20 protein-coding genes are annotated in these 21,211 nt (G+C 68.2%); 2 read left to right on the top strand and 18 right to left on the bottom strand.

The annotated features are described in order from the left end of the window. Nucleotides 1–132: 132 nt before the first annotated feature. From QSG27_RS05930 to QSG27_RS05995, 14 genes are all read right to left on the bottom strand, one after another. Nucleotides 133–957, bottom strand: coding sequence for an inositol monophosphatase family protein (locus QSG27_RS05930; RefSeq protein WP_306704207.1), 825 nt, complete (start codon nt 955–957; stop codon nt 133–135). Further along, nucleotides 954–1,484 (bottom strand): hypothetical protein, encoded by a 531-nt coding sequence (locus QSG27_RS05935; protein WP_306704208.1) that lies wholly within the window; start codon nt 1,482–1,484, stop codon nt 954–956. Before QSG27_RS05935 ends, QSG27_RS05930 begins: the two co-directional genes overlap by 4 nt. A 100-nt stretch (nt 1,485–1,584) precedes the next feature. Continuing rightward, nucleotides 1,585–1,869, bottom strand: a complete 285-nt coding sequence (locus QSG27_RS05940) for a hypothetical protein (RefSeq protein WP_306704209.1) — start codon at nt 1,867–1,869, stop codon at nt 1,585–1,587. Between the two features lie 171 nt (nt 1,870–2,040). Next, on the bottom strand, nt 2,041–3,300 hold the full coding sequence (gene hflX, locus QSG27_RS05945; protein ID WP_306704210.1) for a GTPase HflX: 1,260 nt from the start codon (nt 3,298–3,300) through the stop codon (nt 2,041–2,043). Between the two features lie 52 nt (nt 3,301–3,352). Further along, the gene (hfq, locus tag QSG27_RS05950) at nt 3,353–3,601 is read right to left on the bottom strand and encodes an RNA chaperone Hfq (protein ID WP_035675971.1); all 249 of its coding nucleotides are present in this window, start codon (nt 3,599–3,601) and stop codon (nt 3,353–3,355) included. Between the two features lie 94 nt (nt 3,602–3,695). Beyond that, the gene (locus QSG27_RS05955; protein WP_306704211.1) at nt 3,696–4,394 is read right to left on the bottom strand and encodes an HAD family hydrolase; all 699 of its coding nucleotides are present in this window, start codon (nt 4,392–4,394) and stop codon (nt 3,696–3,698) included. Continuing rightward, entirely contained in the window at nt 4,391–5,254 is an 864-nt protein-coding gene (locus tag QSG27_RS05960) for a D-amino-acid transaminase (protein ID WP_306704212.1), read from the bottom strand. The genes QSG27_RS05955 and QSG27_RS05960 overlap by 4 nt, the downstream gene beginning before the upstream one ends. A gap of 42 nt (nt 5,255–5,296) precedes the next feature. Then, nucleotides 5,297–6,673, bottom strand: coding sequence for a Trk system potassium transporter TrkA (gene trkA / locus QSG27_RS05965; RefSeq protein ID WP_306704213.1), 1,377 nt, complete (start codon nt 6,671–6,673; stop codon nt 5,297–5,299). Between the two features lie 183 nt (nt 6,674–6,856). Then, nucleotides 6,857–8,257 carry a nitrogen assimilation response regulator NtrX gene (gene ntrX / locus QSG27_RS05970; protein WP_306704214.1) on the bottom strand — a complete coding sequence of 467 codons (1,401 nt, stop codon included), beginning with the start codon at nt 8,255–8,257 and terminating at the stop codon, nt 6,857–6,859. Beyond that, nucleotides 8,247–10,568: a sensor histidine kinase NtrY-like gene (locus QSG27_RS05975; protein ID WP_306704215.1), complete on the bottom strand. Its 2,322-nt coding sequence runs from the start codon at nt 10,566–10,568 to the stop codon at nt 8,247–8,249. The genes ntrX and QSG27_RS05975 overlap by 11 nt, the downstream gene beginning before the upstream one ends. 203 nt (nt 10,569–10,771) lie before the next feature. Next, entirely contained in the window at nt 10,772–12,217 is a 1,446-nt protein-coding gene (ntrC, locus tag QSG27_RS05980) for a nitrogen regulation protein NR(I) (RefSeq protein WP_306704216.1), read from the bottom strand. Next, a complete protein-coding gene (locus QSG27_RS05985; RefSeq protein WP_306704217.1) occupies nt 12,214–13,416 on the bottom strand; it encodes a two-component system sensor histidine kinase NtrB in 1,203 nt (400 codons plus the stop codon). The genes ntrC and QSG27_RS05985 overlap by 4 nt, the downstream gene beginning before the upstream one ends. Continuing rightward, a complete protein-coding gene (dusB, locus tag QSG27_RS05990; RefSeq protein WP_306704218.1) occupies nt 13,416–14,402 on the bottom strand; it encodes a tRNA dihydrouridine synthase DusB in 987 nt (328 codons plus the stop codon). Before dusB ends, QSG27_RS05985 begins: the two co-directional genes overlap by 1 nt. Nucleotides 14,403–14,526: 124 nt before the next feature. Then, nucleotides 14,527–15,342, bottom strand: a complete 816-nt coding sequence (locus tag QSG27_RS05995) for a cytochrome C assembly family protein (protein WP_306704219.1) — start codon at nt 15,340–15,342, stop codon at nt 14,527–14,529. A gap of 200 nt (nt 15,343–15,542) precedes the next feature. Here QSG27_RS05995 and QSG27_RS06000 point away from each other — a divergent pair, with 200 nt between their 5' ends. Together QSG27_RS06000 and QSG27_RS06005 are read left to right on the top strand one after the other, a co-directional pair. Beyond that, nucleotides 15,543–16,721, top strand: coding sequence for a bifunctional 2-C-methyl-D-erythritol 4-phosphate cytidylyltransferase/2-C-methyl-D-erythritol 2,4-cyclodiphosphate synthase (locus QSG27_RS06000; RefSeq protein ID WP_306704220.1), 1,179 nt, complete (start codon nt 15,543–15,545; stop codon nt 16,719–16,721). A gap of 59 nt (nt 16,722–16,780) precedes the next feature. Next, nucleotides 16,781–17,284 (top strand): CinA family protein, encoded by a 504-nt coding sequence (locus QSG27_RS06005; RefSeq protein WP_306704221.1) that lies wholly within the window; start codon nt 16,781–16,783, stop codon nt 17,282–17,284. A gap of 13 nt (nt 17,285–17,297) precedes the next feature. Here QSG27_RS06005 and QSG27_RS06010 read toward each other — a convergent pair whose 3' ends face one another. The 4 genes from QSG27_RS06010 to QSG27_RS06025 form a co-directional block, all read right to left on the bottom strand. Then, nucleotides 17,298–17,765 (bottom strand): type II toxin-antitoxin system RatA family toxin, encoded by a 468-nt coding sequence (locus QSG27_RS06010; RefSeq protein WP_306704222.1) that lies wholly within the window; start codon nt 17,763–17,765, stop codon nt 17,298–17,300. Between the two features lie 29 nt (nt 17,766–17,794). Continuing rightward, nucleotides 17,795–18,751, bottom strand: coding sequence for a lipoyl synthase (gene lipA, locus QSG27_RS06015; protein WP_306704223.1), 957 nt, complete (start codon nt 18,749–18,751; stop codon nt 17,795–17,797). Between the two features lie 234 nt (nt 18,752–18,985). Next, nucleotides 18,986–20,383 (bottom strand): dihydrolipoyl dehydrogenase, encoded by a 1,398-nt coding sequence (gene lpdA, locus QSG27_RS06020; protein ID WP_306704224.1) that lies wholly within the window; start codon nt 20,381–20,383, stop codon nt 18,986–18,988. Nucleotides 20,384–20,396: 13 nt separating this feature from the next. Beyond that, the coding region (locus QSG27_RS06025; protein WP_306704225.1) for a 2-oxo acid dehydrogenase subunit E2 at nt 20,397–21,211 on the bottom strand (815 nt) is incomplete at its 5' end.

A 21,211-nucleotide genomic window follows, 5' to 3' on the forward strand; every position in this document is an offset into this window, starting at 1 on the left:
GATCGGACGCTCCGCAAGGCTCACGGCGGCCGTTTCCGGCATCCTGGCACTATAAGGCCGCCGTGCCGGCGGAGTTCCCTCCCAATCCGGTCCCCGCCGGGGACGTGTGCGGTAGTCCGGTGCGTCCCCGCCTTAACCGAACAGATGCCGGTGCAGCGCCTCCCAACTCGCACGGTCGGGGGTCAGCATCACCCCACCGTTCAGGACGGTCGGACGATAGGGCGAGCCGTCGAACAGCGCGCTGTAGCCGCCGGCCTCCGCGTGCAGCAGGACGCCCGCCGCGTGATCCCACGGCATCAGCCGGTGATAGAGCGAGAAATGGGCTTTGCCCTCCAACAGGCGCAGATACTCCTGCGCCGCGCTGGCAAGGCAGACCCGCGGGCCGAGCGACCGGCCACGCTCGTCCAACCGGCGCCCCAGATCCTCGGCACAGAATCGCGTGGACAGCGCCCCGGTCATTTCCGGCAGGGGCACCGCCGGGGCGACCGTCACGCGGGTGCCGTTCAGGTAGGCGCCCTGCCCTTTCACCGCCGTCGCGGTCCGCCCGTCGCAGGGATCGTAAATCCAGCCGGCCACCGTCTCGCCGCGGCAGGCCAGGGCCACGATCACCGCGAACAGCGGGCGCCCGTTCGCAAAGTTCAAGGTGCCGTCGATGGGGTCGATGATCCAGACCGGCGCGTCGCCATGGATGCGGTCGAGCAGGGACGCGTCGGCGGACACCGCCTCCTCCCCCACCACCGTGCTGCCAGGAAGCAGGTCCAGCAGGCGCGGCGTCAGGGCGCGCTCGCCGGCTTCGTCCGCCAGGGTCACGAGATCCGCCGGTCCGGTCTTCTCGCGGATGCCGGCGTTCGCCAGATCGCGGAAATAGGGCAGGATCTCGCTCTCCGCGACCTCGCGGATGATCGCGGAGACGCGGTCGACGTCGGGAATCAGGGCAGGAATCGGAAAATCTGTCACGGTTTGGGTGCCGCTTTGTTGGATCGGGGGTCGAGCCTCAGAACGGTTCCGCCGTCCTTCGGCGGTTCCGGAAGCATGACTTTGCCGTCCAAACCGCTGTCTTTCAATGCCTTGACCAGTGCGTCATAGGTGGCCTGATCCGCCGCCGGGTTCGGGGCGGGCGGCGTGCCGGTCAACGGGCCGGGCTCCGGCGGCTTGCGCGGCGCGTTCGGGTCTGGCGGGGACTGCGGCACGTCGCGCGCCTCCCGGGTTTCCTCCTTCGGCGGGGGCGGGGGGGGGCGCCAAAAGCGGAAGCAGTCGGTGAAGCTGGCTTCCTTGCAGGCTTTCAGCAGCTCCCTCGGGTCCGGCGCCACGACCAGCGGGCTGAAGGGGGCCGGCGGGAACTCAGCCGGTTCCGGCGGCAAGGGGTCTTCCGGAGCGACGCGCGGCTCCTCCACGAATCCCGGCGGCAGCACCGGCTCGGCGGCGACCGCCGCGCCCGCGAAGGACAGAAGACCCAGGGGCAGAAGTAGAGCCAGAACGCGCAAGGGAATCCGGAGAAGAGAAGAAGCGGGCCGAACACCCATTATGGCGCCCTGCCCGCTTTATAGCCACGGACAATTCCTTGTCCCGGCAGCCCCACGCGCATCAGGAGCGCGGCAGGCTGTCGCTGGGGGTGGCGTGCAGCGCCCAGGCGGCCAATTCTGACCGCAGGGCGGCAATTTTGCTGCTTTCGGTGGGGTTGGTTTCTCTGCGCCAGGCGTCGCTGATGATCTCCAGAAGGCGGGCGCGACCGGCGGGGTCGCGTGACAACTCCTGGATGCGCAGCACCGCGGCACCGGGCGACAACTGCTCCTGACGGGCGACCAGGGTCACCTGATCGGCCAGGAAGGCGGTGATCGAAAAGTGTGTTGGATCGGTCTGCAAACGCATAGGCGGGCCTCCTCCCGGGGATACCCATCGGTCCCCCGTCTCAGATATCGGGAGCGCGTTGGGAAAAGGCTACACCTCGGACGTGGTAGGCCGGGTCTGAAATCGGGCGCGTCATGTCGCCGCACGTGTACGAACGAGTTATGACGCGCCCGACGCCATTATGGCCAAAGATCAAACGTTTACGAACCGCTTCTCGAAGCGGGCCAGATCGGCCGGGTCGATGGCCACCTGGAGGTGGGCCCGGGCCTCGTCGTCCCGCCGGTCCAGCACCTCGCCTTTGGCATAGAGCCAGGCGAGCGCCGCCCCGTCGCCCAGCTCGACGGACAGGTCCACCACATGGCGGTGGGCGTTCATCCGCTGGTCGAGCAGCCGGTCCAGCTCGCCGATCCCCGCCCCCGACAGGGCGGAAACGGCAACGGCACGCGGGTTGCGGGCCGTCTGGGCCAGGAGCGCGTCGCGGGTCTCCCCGTCCAGCGCGTCGATCTTGTTCAGCACCTCGATCACGCGGTCGTCGGCATCCGGGTCGATGCCCATGTCGCGCATGACCTCGTGCACGTCGGCCTTCTGGGCGTCGCTGTCCTGATGGGCGACGTCGCGGACATGCAGGATGATGTCGGCGGCGTCCACCTCCTCCAGCGTGGCGCGGAAGGCGGCGACGAGGCCGTGCGGCAGGTCGGAAATGAAGCCCACCGTGTCCGACAGGATCACCTTACGCCCGGAGGGCAGGGTCACCTGACGCATCGTCGGGTCCAGCGTGGCGAACAGCAGGTCCTTGGCGAAGACGTCGGCGTTGGCCAGCCGGTTGAACAGGGTGGACTTGCCGGCGTTGGTGTAGCCGACCAGCGCGACCACCGGATAGGGCACCTTGGCGCGCGCCTTGCGGTGCAGGCCGCGGGTGCGGCGGACGTCTTCCAGCTCCTTCTTGATCTTGACGATGCGGTCGCCGATCAGCCGGCGGTCCATCTCAAGCTGGGACTCGCCGGGACCGCCGAGGAAGCCGAAGCCGCCGCGCTGGCGTTCCAGGTGGGTCCAGGAGCGGACGAGGCGCGATTTCTGGTAGGTCAGGGCGGCCAGCTCGACCTGGAGCATGCCTTCGCGCGTGCGGGCGCGGGCACCGAAGATCTCCAGGATCAGGCCGGTGCGGTCGATGACCTTGACCTTCAGCGCCTTTTCCAGGTTGCGCTGCTGCACCGGCGACAGGGCGTGGTCGAGGATGACGAGGGACGCCTCCGTCTCCTCCACGAGCTGGGCGAAATGCTCCACCGTCCCCGACCCCAGCAGGATCGAAGGCTGCGGGCGGTTGACCCGCGCGCATTCGGCGTGCACGACCTCCAGATCGATGGCGCGGGCAAGGCCCACCGCCTCGTCCAGGCAGGATTCGGGATGGCGCAGGACCCCGTCCGCCTCATTGCGGAGGACGGGGTGGACCACGATGGCGCGGCCGGAGGCGTCGGGCGCCCGGCTATTGCCATTGGTCGGAAGATCAGACGTTTTCACCTTCCTTGGGCGGCTCGAAAAGTTGGATCGGATGCGCGGGCATCACGGTGGAGATGGCGTGCTTGTAGACGAGCTGCGAATGCGCGTCGCGCCGCAGCAGGACCGAGAAGTTGTCGAACCAGGTGATAATTCCCTGAAGTTTTACACCGTTCACGAGGAACACGGTCACGGGAGTCTTGTTCTTGCGGACGTGATTGAGAAACACGTCCTGCACGTTCTGGCTTTTTTCAGACATTTATGTCGCCCCCTTCTTCAGTGTTTTTTGGGGCTTCTTGTTGGAAGCCCGCCCCCTGCAGCGATAAGGTCATGGTTGGTTGCAACCGTCTCGACTACTGGTCATCCGATATGGTGTCACCACCGCCGCCCACCAAGCCGCACAATGCGTGGCACGTGTCGTACCGGTGGGCCGGAGGGAACCGGTTGAAGCCGCTCCCCTCGCCTGCCCCTATTAGCACCGGGACCATTCCCGCGCCATGGGCACATTCCATGTCGATGTCGGCGTCCCCGACGAACCAGACGTCCGGCCCGGGGGCCATGTTCGCCGGTTCCAGGGCCATCCGCACCGGCGCGCCGTGCGGCTTGTCGAACTCCGCGTCCTGGGCGCCCACCAGACGCCCGAAGTAACCGGTCCAGCCCAGCGCGTCGGCCTCCGCCCGCAGGAAGCGGCCCGTCTTGTTCGAGACCACCGCCTGGTAGATCCCGCGCTCGGCAAAGCCGCGCAGCAGGGATTCGGCCCCCGGCAGGGGTTGCAGATGCTCCAGGTGATGCGCCTCGAAATAGGCGTAGAACAGGTCGCGGGCGTCGGTCCAGCGCTCCCCGAAGATGCGGGGGAAGCTGTCGCGGAGCGACTGCTTGATGCGCGTTCGGGCCTCCTCTTCGCTCCAGGCCGGATGGCCGAAGGTGACCAACGCGTGGTTCAGCGCGGCGCGCACGGTGCCCCAATTGTCCACCAGCGTGTTGTCCCAGTCGTACAGGACGGCGCGCGGCAGCACGGGCAGACGGTCGATGACGGCGGCAGGATCGCTCATCGCGACGCCCTCCCGGCCACATAGTCGAGATAGGCTTGCCGCAGCGCCATGGTAACCGGCCCCGGCCCGCCCTCGCCCACCGGCTTGCCGTCGATGCGGGTCACCGGCAGCGCGAAGGTGCCGGCGGAGGACAGGAACGCCTCGCGGGCGGCGAGCGCATCCTCCACGGTGAAGCTGCGCTCCTCCACCGGGATGCCGCGCTCGCGGGCCAGCCGCAGCAGCGACAGGCGGGTGATGCCGTTCAGGATCTTCTCCGACGGTTCACGGGTGACCAGCGTGCCGTCCCGGGTGACGATCCAGGCGTTGGAGGAGGAGCCCTCCGTGACCGTGCCGTCCGGGTCGATCAGCCACGCCTCGTAGGCGCCCGACTCGGCGGCCTGCTGCTTCGCCAGCACCGGGGCCAGCAGACCCACCGTCTTGATGTCGCGCCGGCCCCAGCGGATGTCGGGCACCGTGACGACGGCCACGCCTTTCTCAAGCTGTGCCGGCTTGGCGAAGGCCGCGACGCGCTTGACGGTAATCACCAGGGTCGGCGGGGTGTCCGCGGGGAACTTGAAGTCACGCGGGGCCACGCCGCGGGTGACCTGGATGTAGAGCGAGCCGTTGACCACGCGGTTTCGCCGCACCAGTTCGCGCGCGATCATGGTGACGACGCGCGGGTCCGCCGGCCAGCCCATGCGCAGCTCCGTCAGGCTGCGGCCCAGCCGTTCCATATGGCCGTCCAGGTCCGCGAAGCGCCCGTCGAGGAGGGTGACCACCTCATAGACGCCGTCGGCGAACTGAAAGCCCCGGTCTTCCACATGGACCACGGCCTGCCGGTGCGGCAGGTAGCGGCCGTTGACGTATGCCCATCGAGCCATGGATGTTCTTTTGGTTGGTAGCCAAAACGATACGGGAGACGATCAGAAAAATTCAAGCCGGACGGCGAACATCTTCTCAACCTTCTTCACCTGACCGGCGGTGGCGAGGATGATGACGCGGTCCTTCGGGCGGATCACCGTGGCGGGGCGCGGGATGATGACCTCGTCGCCGCGGACGATGGCCCCGACGATGACGCCCGACGGCAGGTTCACCTCCCGCAGCGGCGTGTTCACCACCGCGGAGGTTTCCAGCGCCTCCGCCTCGATCACCTCGGCGAAGCCGTCGCGCAGGCTGTGCACCGCGCGGATGCGGCCCCGCCGGACGTGCTGGAGGATGTTGGAGACGGTGATGGCGCGCGGGCTGACCACCGCGTCGATTCCCAGCGGCGACACCAGCGACGTGTAGGACGCCTTGTTGATCAGCGTGATGGCGCGCTTGGCCCCATGCCGCTTGGCAAGCAGCGAGGACAGGATGTTGCCCTCGTCGTCGTTGGTCACCGCGACCACCGTCTCGGTGGCCCGGACGTTTGCCTCCTCCAGGATCTCCGGGTCCAGCCCGTCGCCGTGCAACACCATGGTGCGCGACAGGCGCTGGGCCACATATTGGGCGCGGGTGCGGTTCATCTCGATGATGCGGGCGGTGACGTGGGGATATTTCGCCTCCAGTTCCTCCGCTAGGCAAAGACCGATGTTGCCGCCGCCCAGGATGATGATGCGGCGGGCCTCCACCTCCTCATGGCCGAAGGCGGCCATGGCGCGGCCGAGATGGCGGTTGTCGCAAACGAAATAGACCTCGTCGCCCGGCAGCATCTGGTCGTCGCCGCCGGGGATGAAGGAGCGGTCGTTGCGGATGATCGCCACCACCTCCAGCCCCAGGTCGGGGAACAGGCCGGTCAACTGGCGCAGCGGCGTGTGCAGCACCGGGCAGCTTTCCGTGCACAGCACGCCGACCACCCGGACCTTGCCGTCGGCCAGCGGGATCATGTCGAAGGCGCCCGGCACCTGGAGCCGGCGGGCGATGGCCCGCGCCACCGCGATTTCCGGCGAGATGATGACGTCGATCGGCATGTGGTCGCGGCTGAACAGGTCCGCCCAGATCGGCTTCAGATAGCTCTGGTTGCGCACGCGGGCGATCTTGGTCGGCACCTTGAACAGGGCGTGCGCGACCTCGCAGGCGACCATGTTGATCTCGTCGATCTGGGTGACCGCGATGATCATGTCGGTCTCGCCCGCCCCCGCCGCCTCCAGCACGTCGGGGTGGGAGGCGTGGCCGACCATGGCCTGCACGTCGAGCGTGTCGCTGATCCGCTGGATGAGTTCCGGCGAATGGTCGATCACGGTGACGTTGTTGCCTTCGGACGCCAGATAGCGCGCGATGTTCGAGCCGACCTGCCCGGCTCCGCAAACGATGACCTTCACGGTCGTCCTACCCTTCCCTAATTGAATTCCCCCTCCCCTCTGGGGAGAGGGTTAGGGTTGAGGGGGTTGTGCGTGTTGGAGATGCCAATGGCATCCGCCTGCCGCCGTCAGCGCGGGCTTTCAGCCAGCGCGAGAGGCCCTGCGGGCCACCCTCTCCCCGGAGAGGAGAGGGTTAACAGGTCCTCACTCCACGAACAGCTTGCCCTTCTCGTTGCCGTGCACGCCGAGCGACTTCAGCTTGCGGTGCAGGGCGGAGCGCTCCATCCCCACGAAGGAGGCGGTGCGGGAGATGTTGCCGCCGAAGCGGGTCACCTGGGCCAGCAGATACTCGCGCTCGAACACCTCGCGGGCCTCGCGGAGCGGCAGGCCCATGATCTCGCCGCCCTTGTCCCATTTCAGGACGGTCGGGGTGATGGCGCCGATCTCCGGCGGAAGCTGGTCGGCGCGGATCGCCTCCTTCGGGTCACCCTGGGCCATGATGAGCAGCCAGTCCACCACGTTGCGGAGCTGGCGCACGTTGCCCGGCCAGTCGTAAGCCTGGAGGGCGGCCATGGCGTCCTCCCCGAACTCGCGCGCCGGCAGGCCGGCGGCTTCGGCGGAACGCTGCATGAAGTGGCGGGCCAGGAACGGGATGTCCTCCCGCCGTTCGGCCAGCGACGGCACGCGGATTGGCACGACGGCCAGCCGGTAGAACAGGTCCTGGCGGAAGCGCCCCTGCTCGATCTCCGCCTGAAGGTCGCGGTTGGAGGTGGCGACGACGCGCACGTCCACCTCGACCCGCTGGCCGCCGCCGACGCGCTCGAATACCTGCTCCTGCAGGGCGCGGACGATCTTGCCCTGGGTTTCCAGCGGCATGTCGGCCACCTCGTCCAGCAGCAGCGTGCCGCCGTGCGCCTGCTCGAAGGTGCCGATCTTGCGCCCGCCGCCGTCCACCCCGGCTTCGGTCCCGAACAGTTCCATCTCCAGCCGGTCGGGGCGCATGGTGGCGCAGTTCAGCCCGACGAAGGGGCCGCCGTTGCGGCGCGACCGCGCGTGGATCAGGCGGGCGACCACCTCCTTCCCGGAGCCGGCGGGGCCGGTGATGAGGACGCGGCTGCCGGTGGGCGCCACCTTCTCGATGCTCTGGCGGACGTGGTTGACGGCGGTGGAGCGGCCGATCAGCTCGACCTCGCCGCCGGCCCGCAGCTTCAGCTCCTCGTTCTCGCGCTTCAGCCGGGCCGCCTCGATGGCGCGATCCACCATCAGCAGCAGCCGGTCGGCCTTGAAGGGCTTCTCGATGAAGTCGTAGGCGCCGATCTTGATCGCCGATACGGCGGTTTCGATGTTGCCGTGGCCCGAGATCATGATGACCGGCAGGTTCCGGTGATCGCGCATGAGCTGTTCGAGGATCTGAAGCCCGTCCAGACGGCTGCCCTGGAGCCAGATGTCGAGGACGACGAGGCTGGGCCGGCGCGCGGCGACCTGGGCGAACGCCTGGTCGGCATCGGCGGCCTCGCGCGTCTTCATACCTTCATCGTTCAGGATGCCGGCGATCAGCATCCGGATGTCCGCTTCGTCGTCGACGATCAGAATGTCATGCGCCATGGGCTGCCTGCCTCTTCTCTTCACCGGTCTCCGCCGGCGTGCCAACGCCGCCGGAGGCGTCGCCCGCGTTGATGCCGGCGAGGGTGGACGTGTTGGGGATGACCAGACCGACGCGCGCCCCGCCGCCCTCGCGATCCTCCAGGGTCAGCACGCCGCCGTGGTCCTCCATGATCTTCTTGACGATGGCGAGCCCCAGCCCCGTGCCCTTGGCGCGCGTCGTCACATAGGGTTCGGTCAGCCGGTCCCGCTCCTCGGTCGGCAGGCCCTTGCCGTTGTCCTCCACGATCATGGCGATGCGCTCGGCGTCGGCCTTGATCCGGATGGAGACGTGGCCCGGCGGCAGCTCCGCGCCGTCCGCAGCAGGCGGGCGCCCTTCGATGGCGTCCGCCGCGTTCTGCAGCAGGTTGGTCAGCGCCTGGCTGATCTGGCGGCTGTCGCAGGGCACGGTCAGCGGCCCTTGGGGAAGCTCCATCTCGAACTTGATCGTTCCGGCGTGCGCGCTGGATTGCAGGAACACCGCCTGACGGACGAGATCGTTGAGGTTGCAGGGCTTCATCACCGGCTGCGGCATGCGTGCGAAGGCCGAAAATTCGTCCACCATGCGCCGGATGTCGTCCACCTGCCGGACGATGGTGTCCGTGCACATGGTGAAGACCTCGGTGTCGCTGGTGATCTCCTTCAGGTATTTGCGGCGCAGCCGTTCGGCGGAAAGCTGGATCGGCGTCAGCGGATTCTTGATCTCGTGGGCGATGCGCCGGGCCACATCGGCCCACGCCGCCTTGCGCTGGGCGGAGACCAGCTCCGTGATGTCGTCGAAGGTCACGACATAGCCGCGGATCTCTCCGCTGCCGCGCCCTTCGGTGGAGATGCGGACCAGGAGCGTCAGCGGCGTCGTGCCGGGGCGGCGGATCTGGATCTGGTCCTGCACCACCCGGCCCGGACGGCCCGGCGCGTGGACCAGAAGCTCACCCATCTCCGGCGACAGGTCGGCCAGCTTCACCCCGATCATGCTTTCCGCGTCCTCGACGCCGAGCAGCCGCGCCGCGGAGAAGTTGGGCAGGGTGATCCGTCCTTCCGCGTCCAGGCCGATCACGCCCGCCGAGACGCCGCCCAGCACCGTTTCCGTGAAGCGGCGGCGCTCGTCGATCAGGCGGTTGGCGGACAGAAGCTCGTGCCGCTGGCTTTCGATCTCCGTCGTCATGCGGTTGAAGGCGCGCGACAACAGGCCCAGCTCGTCCTCGCCCGGCGGCTCGGTCACGCGGACGGTCAGATCGCCGGCGCGCACCCGCTCCGCCGCACCGATCAGGGCGCTGATGGGCCGCGCCAGCCGCGTCGCGAAGATCAGGCCCGCCCACACCGCGGCCAGCAGCAGCAGCAGCGCCACGACGAGGAAGATCAGGGTGAAGGTGATCTGAAGGCTGCCGCGCTGGCTTTCCAGCGCGCCGAACTCTCGCACCGCCCCTTCCGCCGAGGCCATGTGCGACAGCACGCGCGGCTCCACCATGCGCCCGACATAGAGATAGGTGTCGGCGAAGCGGTCCAGCCGGACCAGGGCGCGCACCCGGTCGTCGTTCTCGCTGACGATCATCGCCACCTCGCCGCGGCGGGCGGTGGCGAGCTTGTCGTCGGGGATCGGGTCGAACTCCAGCGCAAAGGTGTAGCCGGAGCGCGCGACGATGGCGCCGGTCGTCCCGTTGAAGACGATGGCCTCCGACAGGGCGCGCAGCATGGCCTGGGTGGCGACCACCTGCTCGAACCGTTCCGGATCGCTGGCGAGCCTTGCGGCTTCCTGGTTCAGGTCGTTCGCCATGGCGAGCGCGTCGGCGCGGATGTTCTGCTGGTGCTCGTGCAGATAGGCACTGGCGACCGCCAGGGACTCGTTCACCGCGGTGCGCACCCGTTCGCTGAACCAGGACTGCACGCCGACGTAGAAGAAGACCGTGGAGAAGATGGCCATGATGATGGCCGGGGCGATGGCGAGCAGGCTGAACACCGCCACCAGCCGCACATGCATCTGCGACCCGGCGAGGCCGCGCCGCCGCCCGATCCACAGATAGACGATGCGCCGCGCGATCAGCACGCCGAGCAGCAGGAGAAGCGCCAGATCGAGCGTCAGCAGCAACGTTACGGTGCGCGGGTTGGTCTCCCCGAAGGGTGCGCTTTCCGTCAGCGCCGTGTAGGTCGCGAAGCCCGCCACCAGCGCCGCCAGCGACAGCGCGAAGGCGAGCCGCTTCGCCAGCCCGACACGGGCTGCCCAGCGAAGGAACTGCTGCCAAAGCGGCGTTGCGGTCTCGGGGGGTGTGGGCGACATCAATCCGGCAACCAGTCTGTTGCCAGAATGATACACGAGCTGTTGCCGCCCTGCCAAGCGGCAACCCCTCTGCCTTTCGAACAGGCCCTATGGCCCATCGCGAACGGCAGAGGCGCGGCCATCCTGTCGCAAAATGGGCACTCTGTGGGAATTCGGCCTCTGTGGGAATTCGGTGACGCCGGGCCGGACCGCCCGGCGCCGGATCATTTCAGCCCGCGCACCACCTGGATGTCGAGATCGCGGATCTTCTTGCGCAGCGTGTTGCGGTTGAGGCCGAGAAGCTGCGCCGCCTTGATCTGGTTGCCCCGCGTCGCCGAGAGGCTGAGCGAGATCAGTGGCCGTTCCACCTCGCGCAACACCCGGTCGTACAGGCCGTTGGACGGCATGCCGTCCTTGTGCGCGGCGAAATAGTCCTTCAGGTGCCGTTCCACGGCGGCGGACAGCCCTTCGCCCTGTGGCTCTTCCACCGGCTGGGCGGCGGGGGTGGCGTCGGCAAGCTCCGCCTCCACCACGTCCAGGCCGATGACCTCCTGCGAATAGAGCGCGGCGAGGCGGCGGACGAGATTCTCCAGTTCGCGCACGTTGCCGGGCCAGCGGTAGCGCTTCAGCCGGTCCATGGCGGGCTGGTCGATGCTCTTCACCGGCAGCCCTTGGGCCGAGCACTGGTTCAGGAAGTGGCGGACCAGAAGCGGCACGTCCTCCGTACGCTCGCGCAGCGGCGGCAGGCGGATGGGAACGACGCACAGGCGGTAGAACAGATCCTCGCGGAACAGGCCCTGGCGGATCAGCGTGCGCAGGTCGCGGTGGGTCGCGGCGACGATGCGTACGTCCGTCTTGATGGGCGTACGCCCGCCGACGGTGGTGTACTCGCCCTCCTGGAGCACGCGCAGCAGGCGCGTCTGCGCCTCCAGCGGCATGTCGCCGATCTCGTCGAGGAACAGGGTGCCGCCCTGCGCCTGCTCGAACCGGCCGGTGGAGCGGTTGGTGGCGCCGGTGAAGGCCCCCTTCTCGTGGCCGAACAGCTCGGACTCGATCAGTTCGCGCGGGATGGCCGCCATGTTGATGGCGACGAAGGGGCCGTTGCGCCGCTTGCCGTAATCGTGCAGCGCGCGGGCCACCAGCTCCTTGCCGGTGCCCGACTCGCCGGTGATGGTCACCGTCAGGTCGGTGCCCATCAAACGGGCAAGGACGCGGTAGATCTCCTGCATGGCCGGCGAGCGGCCGATCAGGGGAAGCTGCTCGTCCGCCTCCCCGGCGTCGGCGGGAAGCGCCGCCGGCGGGGTGTTGGAGTTCAGCGCCCGCTCGACCACCGACACCAGCTCCTTCAGGTCGAAGGGCTTCGGCAGATACTCGAAGGCGCCGCGCTCCGCCGCCTTCACGGCGGTGATCAGCGTGTTCTGCGCGCTCATCACGATGATGCGCAGGTCGGGCCGGATCTTCTTGATCCGTGGGATCAGGTCCAGGCCGTTCTCGTCCGGCATCACCACGTCGGTGATGATGAGGTCGCCCTGCCCGTCCGCCACCCAGCGCCAGAGCGTGGAGGCATTGCCGGTGGTGCGCACCTCATGGCCGAGGCGGGCGAGCGCCTGGGTCAGCACGGTGCGGATGGCGCGGTCGTCGTCCGCAACCAGGATCGTGGCCGCACTCATCCGACGGTCCCTCGGATGACTCTGGCCGGTGCAGGATCGCCGCTCATCTGCGCTTCATCGAACATGGGTAGCGAGACCTTGAAGACGGTGCGGCGCGGCTGGCTGTCAAACTCGATGACGCCGCCGTGGTCGCCGACAATTTTCGCTACCAATGCAAGACCAAGGCCAGTTCCGTTGACCTTCGTCGTGACGAACGCATCGAACAGGTTGGACCGCAGATCGTCGGGTATGCCGTCCCCATTATCCTGAACGGACACCAGCAAGGGCAGGTGCAGGCGGGTGTCGCCGCCCGGCAGGGCCATGCGCACCCCGTGCTGATAAGATGTGCTGAGGATGATCTCGCCGCCCGGAACGGAGGCAGCCTCTGCCGCATTTTTAATCAGGTTGAGGAAAATCTGAATGAGCTGGTCGCGATTCCCATAGACCGGCGGCAGGGACGGGTCGTACCGCTCGATGAAGCGGATGTTCCGGGCGAAGCCGCTCTGGGCGACCTTGCGGACATGCTCCAGAACGGTGTGGATGTTCACCGCGCTGCGCTCCAGCGGGCGCTGGTCGGAGAAGACCTCCATCCGGTTGACCAGGGCGACGATGCGGTCGGCCTCGTCGCAGATCAGCCGGGTCAGCACCCGGTCGGACTCGCTGCAATTCTCTTCCAGGAGCTGGGCGGCGCCGCGGATGCCCGACAGCGGGTTCTTCACCTCGTGCCCCAGCATCGACGCCATCGCGGTGACCGAGCGGGCGGCGTTGCGGTGGGTCAGCGAGTTGTCGATCTTGCGGGCCAGCGTGCGTTCGTTGACCGTGACCAGCACATGGTCGGCGGGCTCGCCAAGCGCGGTGACCCGCACGGTGACGTGGTGCGGACCGATGCGCGGCGTGTCGATGACGACGCCTTCCTGGGACGCGCGGTTCCGGCCCTGCTGCACCTGCTCGATCAACTGGCTGACCGGGCTGTTGGGCGGCAGCAGGTCGGCCAGCGGCATGCCTTCCATCATCGCGGCGGACAGGCCGAAGAATTCCTGCCCCTCCAGATTCACGTAGCGGATCAGGCCGCCGCCATCCACCACCATCACCGGGTCCGGCAGGGCGTTCAGCACCACGGACGGGTCGATGCAGCTGCGGACGGGGCGATAGGAGGAGGACGGTGCAGGAGGCCGCGACGGGCGGCGGGGCAACGGAGCAGCAGCGGATGTACGGGCCATCAGGCAGCCATCCTTTCGATCGCCGGGGCGTAGAAGTCGCGGATGAAGCCGCGCACTCGTTCGGGATCGGACATGCGGTTGACCTCCGACCGGAATTCGGCGGAGCCGCGCAGGCCCGAGGAGTACCAGGAGACATGCTTGCGGGCGACGCGCAGCCCGCCCTCGACGCCGTAATGGGACAGCATGGCGTCGTAATGCTCCAGCAGCGTGTCGAGCTGCTCGTGGAGCGGCGGATCGGGCAGCCGTTCGCCGGTGCGCAGATAATGCATCACCTGGGCGGGAAACCAGGGGCGCCCATAGCTGCCGCGCCCGATCATCACCCCGTCGGCGCCGGATTCGCTGAGCGCGCGGTCCACGTCGTCGAAGCTGGCGATGTCGCCGTTGACCACCACCGGGATCGACACCGCGTCCTTCACGGAGCGGATGAAGGCCCAGTCGGCGGTGCCGTTGTAGAATTGCTCGCGGGTGCGGCCATGCACGGTGACCAGCTTGATCCCGCACTCCTCCGCGATGCGGGCCAGCCGCGGCGCGTTCAGGCTGGTCTCGTCCCAGCCCTTGCGCATCTTCAGCGTCACGGGGATGGAGACGGCCTTCACCGTGGCCTCCAGGATACGGGCGGCGAGCGCCTCGTCCCGCATCAGGGAGGAGCCGGCGTGGCCGTTGACCACCTTCTTGACCGGGCAGCCGAAATTGATGTCGACGATGGCCGCCCCGCGGTCCTCGTTCAGCTTCGCGGCCTCCGCCATCACCTCCGGCTCGCAGCCGGCGAGTTGGACCGCCATGGGGAACTGCTCCGGCTCGCATTCGACCATGCGCAGGGTCTGCCGGTTCTCGCGGATCATCGCCTGGCTCGCGACCATCTCGGACACGACCAGCCCGCAGCCCGATTTCTTCACCAGCCGCCGGAACGGCAGGTCGGTGACTCCGGACATAGGGGCGAGGATCACCGGACCCTCAAGCGCGATGGTGCCGATTTGGATGGCCATGTTCACCTGCCCACATGATGGGCATATCAGCTATATGATGAGAATTTGTGCACGGTAGCACAGCGTTTCGGCATGTTGCAAGCGCACAACCCGTGTTCCGCGCGGTGGCTGCCATGCGCCGGGGCTAGCCGAGCAGGACGTCGGTGACGAACTTCACGCCCGGATAGGCGAGCGTCAGCAGCAGATAGGCGATCAGCACGAGACGCGCCGCCATGCGCCCGCGCACGCCGGTGCGGGCGTGGGCCAGCAGCAACCCGCCGATGACGACAAAGCTGGCGACCGACAGCAGCGTCTTGTGGTCGGCGCGCAGCAGGACGCCGTTTTCGTAATAGAGCACCGCCATTCCCGTGGCGAGGCCGGCGCCCAGCACCGCCTCCGACGCGGCGAGCAGGTGAAGCTGCATCCGCTCGCTTTCCGCCACCGGGGGCAGGAAGCGGGTCAGCGGAGTCGGGCGTTTCGACTTCAGCGCCCGTTCCTGCAGGAAGGCGGCGAGCGACGCCACGGCGGCCATGGTCAGCAGCGCGTAGGTGACGACCGACACGGCGATGTGCAGGTCGATCCAGATGCCCGGCGCTCCGCCGCGCAGGACCGGCGCCGGGGCCTGCTGGGCGAGCGTCGCGAAGGTGCCGACCGCCAGCAGGTAGGGCAGAAGCAGCGGCGACAGCCTCCAGGCCGAGCGGGTGAGCGCGCTCAGCCCCATGAACAGCAGCATGCAGGCGGCGATGGTCACCCACAGCGCGGTGGACAGGCCGGTGTGCCAGCGTCCCGCCACCTGGGTCAGCGCCCAGGCCGCCGGACCGGCGAAGCCAAGCGCCAGGGCGCCCCAGAAATAGACGGACCGCCCGTCCGCCCCCTGCCCCGCGATCCGGCGGTAGGGATAGATGGACGCCGGCAGCAGCGCCATCAGCGCGGTCAGGCTGTAGACGATGTTCTGCGACATGCGGCGGACCCGTGCCCTTCCCTCTGCGGAAACCCAAAGTCGCTGATGATCAAGTCTTCGCTGCTCAAGTCTCTGAGGCCCTTGGCGGAACGCCGGTGAGCGGCTAGGCTCCGGTGCATCCGGCCGCTCCATGACGTAAGCGTCACGCGGGCGGCCCGTCAAGCGCGGATACCATAGCCCAAACGGCACGGAAACGTCCCATGTCTTCCTGTATCGCGCTGATCGTCGCCGCCGGCACCGGCCAGCGGTTCGGCGCCGAGCGGCCCAAGCAGTATCTCGATCTGGCCGGCCAGCCCGTGCTGCGCCGCACGGTCGAAGCCTTCAAGCGCCACCCCGGGGTGAGCGCGGTGCGCGTCGTCATCAATCCCGCCTTCCGCGATCTCTACGATGCGGCGGTCGCCGGGCTGGACCTGCCCGAACCGGTGGCCGGCGGGGCCTCCCGCCAGGATTCGGTCCGCAACGGGCTGGAGGCTTTGGCCGACTCGGCGCCGGACCGGGTGCTGATCCACGACGCGGCGCGTCCGCTGATCGACGACGCCACCATCGACGCGGTCATCGCGGCGCTGGACCGTCATCCCGCGGCGCTGGCCGCGGTGCCGGTCGCCGACACGCTGAAGCGCGGCGACGGTGGGATGGGTGGCGGGCCGGACGGCGGGCTGGTGACCGGCACCGTGGACCGCAGCGGCCTGTGGCGCGCCCAGACCCCGCAGGGCTTCCGCTTTCCCGAGATCCTGGCCGCTCACCGCTCCGCCGCCGGGCTGGAGCTGACCGACGACGCGGCGGTTGCCGAACGCGCCGGCCTGCCGGTCGCCCTGGTGCCCGCACGGGAGGAGAATTTCAAGGTGACCACCCCCGACGACCTGACCCGCGCCGCCCGCGTGCTCGACTCCGCCCTTTCCGACGTGCGCACCGGCATGGGCTTCGACGTGCACCGCTTCGCCGAGGGCGACCACGTCACGCTCTGCGGTGTGCGGGTGCCGCACACGCACCGGCTGGACGGCCATTCCGACGCCGACGTCGGGCTGCACGCCCTGACCGACGCCATCCTGGGCGCGCTCTGCGCCGGGGACATCGGCAGCCACTTCCCTCCCAGCGACCCGCAATGGCGTGGCGCCGACAGCGCGCTGTTCCTCCGCCACGCGGCGGAGCTGGTGACGGCGCGCGGCGGGCGAATCGCCCATGTGGACGTGACGATCATCTGCGAACGCCCGAAGGTCGGCCCGCACCGCGCGGCGATGACCGCCCGCCTTGCCGAGATTCTGGGCATGGACGCGGACCGGGTCAGTGTGAAGGCGACGACGACGGAGCGGCTGGGCTTCACCGGACGAGGCGAGGGCATCGCCGCGCAGGCGGTGGCGACGGTCCGGCTTCCAGGTTAGTTATCCTTAGCCCTCTCCCCTCTGGGGAGAGGGAACTTTGCACGACGAAAGGGACCCGCATGTTTCCCGATCACATCCGCGAACTCGCCGCCAAGCTCCTCGCCGAATACGAACTGGCGGGCTACACGGTGGCGACCGCCGAATCCTGCACGGGCGGCATGATCGCAGGGGCGCTGACGGACATCGCGGGGTCGTCCAGGGTGGTGGACCGGGGCTTCGTCACCTACTCCAACGTCGCCAAGTCGGAGATGCTCGGCGTGCCGCCCAGCCTGATCTATGCCCACGGCGCGGTCAGCCCGGAGGTGGCCGTGGCGATGGCCGTGGGCGCTCTGGCGAAATCGAAGGCGGACGTGACGGTGGCGGTCACCGGAGTCGCCGGTCCCGCCGGCGGAACGCCGGAAAAGCCGGTCGGGCGCGTCTACATCGCCACGGCGGTCCGCCGCGGGGCGGCCAAGCACAAGGAATACAATTTCCCCGGCGACCGCGAGGCGGTGCGCCTCGCGACCGTGCAGACCGCGCTGGAGCGGCTGCGGGCCGCCAAGCCCGAAACCGCCATCCGTTGATGGAACGCCGCCCTCAGGCGGTCCGTGCCGTGGCCGGCTGGGCGGCGCGGTTGCCGTAGAGCTGGTTGGCGCGGGTCTCGAACGCCTGGACCATGCGGCGCACCGCCTCGTTGAACAGCACGCCCATGATCTTCTGCAGCATCTTCGAGCGGAACTCGAAGTCCACGTAGAAATCCACGCAGACGCCGCCCTCATGCGGAGCGAAAATCCAGTGGTTGTTCAGATACTGGAACGGCCCTTCGGTGTACTGGACGTTGATGCGGCGGTTCTCCTCGTCCAGCTCCACGCGGGACGTGAAGCGTTCCCGCACCATCTTGAAGCCGATGACGAGGTCCGCGAACATCACGTTGCCTTCGCGGCGGCGGATGCGGGCGGCGAGGCACCAGGGCAGGAATTCCGGGTACTTCTCCACATCGGCGACCAGCCGGTACATCTGTTCCGGCGTGTAGGGAAGAACCTTCTTTTCCGCGTGCGTCGGCATACCCGCTCCGTTTCTCTTTCGGCCGCCTCTCAGCCCGCCGCTGCCGCGAGCTTGCGCAGGCGCGCCTCCCGCAGCTTCGCGAAGTCCGCCCCCGCGTGGTAGCTGGAGCGGGTCAGCGGCGTCGAGGCCACCATCAGGAAACCCTTGCCGCGGCCAAGTGTTGCGTAGCTCTGGAATTCTTCCGGAGTCACGAACCGGTCCACCGCCGCGTGCTTGGGCGTCGGCTGGAGGTACTGGCCGATCGTCATGAAGTCAACATCGGCGGCGCGCAGGTCGTCCATCACCTGCCCGACTTCCTCGCGGGTCTCGCCCAGCCCCACCATGATTCCGGACTTGGTGAACATGGACGGGTCCAGTTCCTTCACCCGCGCCAGCAATTGCAGCGACGTGAAATAGCGCGCGCCCGGACGGATCGTCGGGTAGAGGCGCGGTGCGGTTTCCAGATTGTGGTTGAAGACGTCCGGCTTCGCCTCCACCACCACTTCCACCGCACCCTTCTTCTTCTGGAAGTCGGGGGTCAGGATCTCGATGGTGGTCGTCGGAGACGCCGCGCGGATGGCGCGGATGGTCCGGGCGAAATGCTCCGCCCCGCCGTCCTCCAGATCGTCGCGGTCCACCGAGGTGACGACGACGTGGCTCAGCTTCAGCTCGGCCACCGCCTCCGCCACATTGTCGGGCTCGTGCGGGTCGAGCTGGTCGGGGCGTCCGGTCCCAACGTTGCAGAAGGCGCAGCCGCGGGTGCAGATGGCACCCAGGATCATGAAGGTGGCGTGCTTGTGCTTCCAGCACTCCCCGATGTTGGGGCAGGCCGCCTCCTCGCACACGGTGTTGAGCTTGAGCCCGCGCATCAGGTTGCGGGTCTCGTTGTATTCCTGGCTGGTCGGCGCCTTGACACGAATCCAGCCGGGTTTGCGCTGGATCGGGTTGTCGGGCTTGTGGGCCTTTTCGGGATGGCGAAGCTTCTCGGGCTGATCGGCCACGGTCATGGTCTGAAGTGCTCCCACGGGCTGCCCGGCGGCAGCGCCGATTCTGAACGGTAACGCGCCCGCCTTGGCGCAGGGCCGGCGGAAGCGGTCCCGCCGGATAGGCCGGAATGACCGACCGGTCAAGTCTGTTTATCGGTCAGCCCAACACCACGCCGCCGAAACGACGACGCGGCGGGGTCCCTCCCCCGCCCCGGAGGGGCAAGGGAGGAGACGACCGTCAATCAGACAGGCCACTTAGAAGTGGATGGCCCGGCCATAGGCATCAAGCACGGACTCGTGCATCATTTCCGACAGGGTCGGATGCGGGAACACCGTCTGCATCAGTTCCTGCTCGGTGGTCTCCATGGTCTTGGCGACCGCGTAGCCCTGGATCAGCTCCGTCACCTCGGCGCCGACCATGTGGGCGCCCAGCAGTTCGCCGGTCTTGGCGTCGAACACGGTCTTCACCATGCCGTCCGCCTCGCCCAGAGCGATGGCCTTGCCGTTGCCGATGAAGGGGAAGCGGCCGACGCGGACCTCGTAGCCCGCCTCCTTCGCCTTCTTCTCGGTCAGCCCGACCGACGCCACCTGCGGGTGCGAGTAGGTGCAGCCCGGGATGTTGCGGACGTCCAGCGCGTGCGGGTGCTTGCCGGCGATGTGCTCCGCGGCGATGACGCCCTCGTGGCTGGCCTTGTGGGCGAGCCAGGGAGCCCCCGTCACGTCGCCGATGGCGTAGACGCCCGGCTCGTCGGTCTGGCAGTTGGCGTTGGTCTTGATGTGGCCGCGGTCGGTCTGGACCTTGGTGTTCTCCAGGCCCAGATTTTCCGTGTTCGGCGCGATGCCGACGGCGAGGATCACGCGGTCGACCGTGATGTCCTCGGTCTTGCCGTTGGCCTCCACCGCCACCGTCACGCTGTCCGCACCCTTGCGCAGGTTGCCGGCCTTGGCGCTGGTGATGATGCGCATGCCCTGCTTTTCGAACTGCTTGCGGGCGAAGGTCGAGATTTCCTCGTCCTCGACCGGCAGGATGCGGTCCATCACCTCGACCACCGTCACCTTGGCGCCCAGCTCGTTGTAGAAGCTGGCGAACTCGATGCCGATGGCGCCGGAGCCGATGACCAGCAGCGACTTCGGCGTGGTGTTCGGGGTCATCGCCTTGCGGTAGGTCCAGACGAGGTTGCCGTCGTCCTCCAGACCCGGCAGGGTGCGGGCGCGGGCGCCCGTGGCGATGATGATGTTCTTCGCCCCGAAGGTGCCGACCGCCGCGCCGCCCTTGGTCACGGCCACCTGCCCCTTGCCCAGCAGCTTGGCCTCGCCCTCTATGACGGCGACCTTGTTCTTCTTCAGCAGATGCTTGACGCCGCCGTTGAGCTGCCCCGCCACCCGGCGGGACCGCTGAACGACCTTGTCGAGGTCGAAGGACGGGTTCTGGATGACCAGCCCGTAATCCGCGGCGTGCTTCGCGTTGCGCAGCACCTCGGCGGAGCGCAGCAGCGCCTTGGTCGGGATGCAGCCCCAGTTGAGGCAGATGCCGCCCAGATTCTCGCGCTCCACCACCGCGGTGCTGAGGCCGACCTGGGCGGCGCGGATCGCCGCCACATAGCCGCCCGGACCGCCGCCGATGACGATCAGGTCGTAGTTCATGTCAGCCATGGTCCGCGCCCCCTTACAGCAGCATGCTCAGCGGGTCCTCGATCAGCTTCTTGAAAGCCGCGAGGAATTCCGCACCCTGCGCGCCGTCGGCGACGCGGTGATCCACGGTGACCGAGACGGTCATCACGGTGGCGATGGCAAGCGCGCCGTTCTTCACGACCGGACGCTGCTCGCCCGCACCGATCGCCATGATGCAGGCTTGCGGCGGGTTGATGATCGCCGCGAACTCCCGGATGCCGTACATGCCGAGGTTGGAGATCGAGAAGGTGCCGCCCTGATACTCTTCCGGCTTCAGCTTGCCATCGCGGGCGCGCTCCGCCAGACCCTTCATCTCGTTGGAGATCTCGGCCAGCCCCTTGGTCTCCGCCTTCTTGACGATGGGCGTGATCAGGCCGGTCGGGGTCGCCACGGCGACCGAGATGTCCACATGGTCGTAACGCAGGATGGCCTCATCGGACCAGGCGGCGTTGATGTTCGGGAACTTCTTCAGCGTCAGCGCGGCGGCGCGGATGATGAAGTCGTTGACCGACAGCTTGTAGTCCTTGGAGCGGGCGTTCAGGTCGGCGCGGACCTTCAGCAGCGCGTCCAGCTCGCAGTCGATGGCCAGGAAGTAGTCCGGCACCGTCTGCTGCACCTCGGTCAGACGACGGGAGATCGTCTTGCGCGTGGAGCTGTTCGGCTGGGCCTTGTAGCGCATGCCGAGCTTGTCCGACAGGTCCTTGGCGTCGATGCCCGCGGCCTTCGGGGCTGGAGCGGCGGCCACCGGAGCAGCCGCCGGAGCCGGGGCCGGGGCGGGGGCCGGGGCGGCCGCCTGCGGGGCGGGGGCCT

Source organism: Azospirillum isscasi (genome assembly GCF_030849505.1).
Lineage (GTDB): Bacteria > Pseudomonadota > Alphaproteobacteria > Azospirillales > Azospirillaceae > Azospirillum > Azospirillum isscasi.

Bases quoted from the DNA above. Each gene is read 5' to 3' on its own strand.
- lpdA (WP_306704224.1), bottom strand. From the start codon at position 20,383: ATGGCTGACATGAACTACGACCTGATCGTCATCGGCGGCGGTCCGGGC.
- hfq (WP_035675971.1), bottom strand. From the start codon at position 3,601: ATGTCTGAAAAAAGCCAGAACGTGCAGGACGTGTTTCTCAATCACGTC.
- QSG27_RS05995 (WP_306704219.1), bottom strand. From the start codon at position 15,342: ATGTCGCAGAACATCGTCTACAGCCTGACCGCGCTGATGGCGCTGCTG.
- QSG27_RS05975 (WP_306704215.1), bottom strand. From the start codon at position 10,568: ATGTCGCCCACACCCCCCGAGACCGCAACGCCGCTTTGGCAGCAGTTC.
- ntrX (WP_306704214.1), bottom strand. From the start codon at position 8,257: ATGGCGCATGACATTCTGATCGTCGACGACGAAGCGGACATCCGGATG.
- QSG27_RS06000 (WP_306704220.1), top strand. From the start codon at position 15,543: ATGTCTTCCTGTATCGCGCTGATCGTCGCCGCCGGCACCGGCCAGCGG.
- QSG27_RS06010 (WP_306704222.1), bottom strand. From the start codon at position 17,765: ATGCCGACGCACGCGGAAAAGAAGGTTCTTCCCTACACGCCGGAACAG.
- lipA (WP_306704223.1), bottom strand. From the start codon at position 18,751: ATGACCGTGGCCGATCAGCCCGAGAAGCTTCGCCATCCCGAAAAGGCC.
- QSG27_RS05985 (WP_306704217.1), bottom strand. From the start codon at position 13,416: ATGGCCCGTACATCCGCTGCTGCTCCGTTGCCCCGCCGCCCGTCGCGG.
- ntrC (WP_306704216.1), bottom strand. From the start codon at position 12,217: ATGAGTGCGGCCACGATCCTGGTTGCGGACGACGACCGCGCCATCCGC.
- QSG27_RS05955 (WP_306704211.1), bottom strand. From the start codon at position 4,394: ATGAGCGATCCTGCCGCCGTCATCGACCGTCTGCCCGTGCTGCCGCGC.
- QSG27_RS05960 (WP_306704212.1), bottom strand. From the start codon at position 5,254: ATGGCTCGATGGGCATACGTCAACGGCCGCTACCTGCCGCACCGGCAG.
- QSG27_RS05940 (WP_306704209.1), bottom strand. From the start codon at position 1,869: ATGCGTTTGCAGACCGATCCAACACACTTTTCGATCACCGCCTTCCTG.
- dusB (WP_306704218.1), bottom strand. From the start codon at position 14,402: ATGGCCATCCAAATCGGCACCATCGCGCTTGAGGGTCCGGTGATCCTC.
- QSG27_RS06005 (WP_306704221.1), top strand. From the start codon at position 16,781: ATGTTTCCCGATCACATCCGCGAACTCGCCGCCAAGCTCCTCGCCGAA.